Genomic DNA, 3,942 nt, shown 5'->3' on the forward strand with positions numbered 1-3,942 from the left:
CGCGCTTATTGAGCGGGCGCTGGCTGGTCAGTTGGCGGCGTAACGGCGCCGCCCTCGGCCGGCAGGATCGAATCCGGCGCCACGGGCGCCGGACCCGACATGGCCGGCACCGCCGGCAGGCCGTCAAGCTTCGGCGCCGGGCCAAAAATACCCTTCTTCCCGGAGCGGGCCTTGTTCTCGGCCTCGACATAGGGGCCGCCTTGCGCGGCGCGCGCCCAGCCGTTCTCGACCAGCCACTGGCCGATGTCCTGATTGCCGATATGGCATTCGGCGGAAATGGTATCGCGGCCGCCCTCCGGCGGCACCGCGCAGGCGACCGCTCGGCCGCGCAGGAACGCGCGGAAGGCTGTCCTGGCGCGCGTGCCGCAGGCCCAGGTCTGGCCCTGGTCGCTGCAGGTCTCGTCCGTCTTGACGGCGTCCACGCCGGACACGGAGACCGCATAGCCCTTCGCCTCGATCAGCCCGGCGGCGGTGGCGACCGGCTGGAACAATTTGGTGCCGTTCCAGTCGCCCGGCATCTTCGTTTTGGGCGGCTTGGGCGGTCCGGCCAGCGCCAGATCGCTGAGCGGCGCGCGCGGTTCGACCCGTTCGAGTTCCTGGTCCGACAGCTCGGGCGGCGCCACGACGTCGGGATCGATGGCCCTCGAGTGAACAACGGGGTTCGGTGGAGCGGCTGGCGCGGGAATGGCCGAGGTCGTCGGCTCTTCCGGGAGCGTATCCGCGCCGGAGGCGGAGAGCGCATCGTCCCCGGCGGTGGGGAGCGCATCGGCGATGGGATCGATCTGATCGACCATGATGACGCTCTCATGCCCCTTGACCACGCGGCCGCCCGCCACAACGAGCGCGGCCATCACCGGAACCGCCAGAACCGTCAGGATGATCTGAAGAAGCCGCACCGGCCCGAACCTACTGGCTCGCCCAGACGATGCGCGCCACCCATTCGATTTCGCGCGTCGGGATGTCACGGTCCGGATGGGCGGGGTTGAGCGAAACCAGCACGATCGACTTCACCGTTTGCCGGTCGAGCACCTTGGCCATCACCTCCCCGGCGGTGGTCTTGACGACGACACGGTCGCCCTTGCGCGTCGGCGCGCCGGGTTCGACGATCAGCACATCGCCATTGCGGTAGAGCGGCAGCATGGAATCGCCTTGCACCTGCAGCGCGTATGAGGTCTCGGTCGCCCGCGCGGGAAGCTCGACCAGATCCCAGCCCTGCCCCGCCGGGTAGCCGGCATCGTCGAAGAAGCCGCCGGCGCCGGCCTGAGCGAAGCCAAGCAGGGGAACGGCGCTGCGGTGTTGGGCGACGGAGGCAGCGCGCCCTTCGACAAGTCCAGTGAATTCCTCGAGCGACGCGCCGGTGGCCTCGATGATCTTGGCCAGCGATTCGGTCGAGGGCCAGCGTGGCCTGCCGTCGGAAGACAGGCGCTTCGACTTGTTGAAGGCCGTCGAATCGAGGCCCGCGCGCCGGGCGAGGCCGGAAGCCGACAGCGAATAGCGCTCGGCGAGAGCGTCGATTGCGGCCCAGACGCGATCGTGTGAGAGCAAGTCCGCTCTCCTTCGAAAACAGGAAAAAATGCCTCAAGCCTGTCTAGCGCGCGACCATCTGATTGTCCACTGGCGAAGGGTCGGATCGCCGACGATCAGACCTGCTTGGCCTGCTCGCGCAAATTCTTGTGCGAAATCATGAAGGCGCGCTCGGTTTCGGTCGGCGGACGCGGCCGGGCGGCGCAGCCGAGCGCCGCGACGACCTCGTCGATGTCGAGGAAGCGACGCCCACCGCGGTCATAGACGCCGCCGGTGGTCAGGATCAGCGCCGCCGTCTCGCCGCCATCGAGAACGAAACGGCGACGGCCAATGACCGACGTGCCTTCCCAGGCCTCGATCGACGAGATCACCTCGAAGCGGCGCCACAGCTTGATCTCGCGCACATAGGCGACCTGCAGGCCGCCGATCATTGGCGCCCAGCCATTCTTGCGTGCCAGCGCGATGAGGCCGATGCGCAGGAAGATCGATGCGGCCGAGATCGGCCAGCATCATGTAGCGGGCGTTGTTCAGATGCAGGTTGAAGTCGATGTCGATCGGTAGGCAGCGAAAGGCGAGCCGGCTTTCCTCGCCGGCCCGATAGGGGCCACGGCTCAACGCCGTGGCCATGGTGCGTGCCATTCGCCCCCAGACATACATGGTCGGGGTTCGTCAGGCCGCCTCTCTGACCTCGCCCTTCTGGTAGGGGTCGAAGCGCAGGTAGAAGGTCTCGCCCTTCTCAGCCATGTCGAGCAGAAGCTTCGGCGCCTTGAACTCGGCGCCATATTTCTTCTGCAGTCCCTTGGCGATCTTGACGAAACGCTTGGCGCCGATGCCGTCGATGTAGGACAGCGCGCCACCGGTGAAGGGCGCGAAGCCGAAGGCGAGGACCGAGCCGACATCGGCCTCGCGCGGATCGGTGACGATGCCTTCCTCCATCACGCGCGCCGCTTCCAGCGCTATGGTGACCAGCAGCCGCTCCTTCAGCTCCTCATAATCTACCTTTTCGGGCTTCTGCTGCGGATAGAGGTCCTTCAGGCCCGGCCACAGCTTCTTCTTCGCGGGTTTCGCCGGATAGTCGTAGAAGCCCTTGCCGTTCTTGCGGCCGAAGCGGCCATGCGTGTCGACCATGGTGTTGATCAGAGCCATCTGCTTCGGATCGACGGACTTCTCGCCGAGATCCCGGATGGTCTGCTTCATGATCTTCTGGGCAAGGTCGACGGCCGTCTCGTCGGTCAGAGCGAGCGGGCCGACCGGCATGCCGGCGGCCTTGGCGGCGTTCTCGATCATCGGCGCCGGGACGCCCTCGATCAGCATCTTGTAGGCTTCCGACATGTAGCGCAGCACGCACCGGTTGACGTAGAAGCCGCGCGTGTCGTTGACGACGATCGGCGTCTTCTTGATGGCGCGCACAAAGTCGAAGGCCACGGCCAGGGCCTTGTCGCCCGTCTTCTTGCCGAGGATGATCTCCACCAGCATCATCTTGTCGACCGGCGAGAAGAAGTGGATGCCGATGAAGTTCTTCGGCCGCGCCGAGTTCTTTGCCAGGGCGGTGATCGGAATCGTGGACGTGTTGGAAGCAAAGATCGCCGACGACTTCAGCACCGCCTCGGCCTTCTCGGTGGCATCCTTCTTCACGCCCGAATCCTCGAAGACCGCCTCTACAACGAGGTCGCAGCCGGCAAGGTCGGCATAGTCCGCCGTCGGCGTGATCAGCGACAGGAGCTTGTCCTTGTCTTCCGGCTTGGCGCGGCCCTTCTTGACCTGATCGGCCATCAGGCTGTCGGAATGCGCCTTGCCCTTCTCGGCCGAAGCCAGGTCGCGGTCGAGCAGCACGACCGGAATGCCGGCCCGCGCGGTGACATAGGCGATGCCGGCGCCCATGAAGCCGGCGCCGAGAATGCCGATCTTCTTGAACTTGGTTTCCGGCACGCCGGCCGGGCGCCGCGCGCCCTTGTTCAGTTCCTGCAGCGACAGGAACAGCGAGCGGATCATCGCCGCCGCTTCCTTGGTCTGCATGATCTCGGTGAAATAGCGCTGCTCGATCCTGAGCGCGGTGTCGAACGGCACCAGCAGGCCTTCATAGACGCATTTCAGGATCGCGGCCGCGGCCGGATAGTTGCCATAGGTCTCGCGGCGCAGGATGGCGATAGCCGGCGGCCAGAGATTGGCGCCGGCCGCCGAATAGATCGGACCGCCCGGCAGCTTGAAGCCCTTCTCGTCCCAGGGCGCCACCGGCTTCAGGCCGTTCTTGATCATCGCCTTGGCGGTCTCGACGAGCTTCTTCGGCTCCGCGATCTCATGGATCAGCCCCATCTGCTTCGCCTTTTGCGGCGACAGGTTCTGCCCGGTGGTCAGCATCTGCAGCGCCTGCTGCTGGTCCGTCAGCCGCGGCACGCGCTGGGTGCCGCCGGCGCCCGG

The 3,942-nt window shown here is 66.2% G+C and carries 3 protein-coding genes and 1 pseudogene; all 4 read right to left on the reverse strand.

Going from position 1 to position 3,942, the window contains the following annotated elements:
• Window positions 1-5 precede the first annotated feature (5 nt).
• Complete coding sequence (locus EOA28_RS27565; RefSeq protein WP_245463179.1) at window positions 6-896, reverse strand: thermonuclease family protein; 891 nt, start codon at window positions 894-896, stop codon at window positions 6-8.
• 10 nt (window positions 897-906) lie between these two features.
• Window positions 907-1,545: a helix-turn-helix transcriptional regulator gene (locus tag EOA28_RS27570; RefSeq protein WP_126079357.1), complete on the reverse strand. Its 639-nt coding sequence runs from the start codon at window positions 1,543-1,545 to the stop codon at window positions 907-909.
• Window positions 1,546-1,640: 95 nt separating this feature from the next.
• Window positions 1,641-2,181, reverse strand: a pseudogene (locus tag EOA28_RS27575) (thioesterase family protein).
• Window positions 2,182-2,193: 12 nt separating this feature from the next.
• Window positions 2,194-3,942 (reverse strand): 3-hydroxyacyl-CoA dehydrogenase NAD-binding domain-containing protein (locus EOA28_RS27580; RefSeq protein ID WP_128315479.1); only part of this gene is annotated, 1,749 nt, incomplete at its 5' end.

Source organism: Mesorhizobium sp. M2A.F.Ca.ET.067.02.1.1 (assembly GCF_004023285.1).
In the GTDB taxonomy this organism is placed as follows: domain Bacteria; phylum Pseudomonadota; class Alphaproteobacteria; order Rhizobiales; family Rhizobiaceae; genus Mesorhizobium.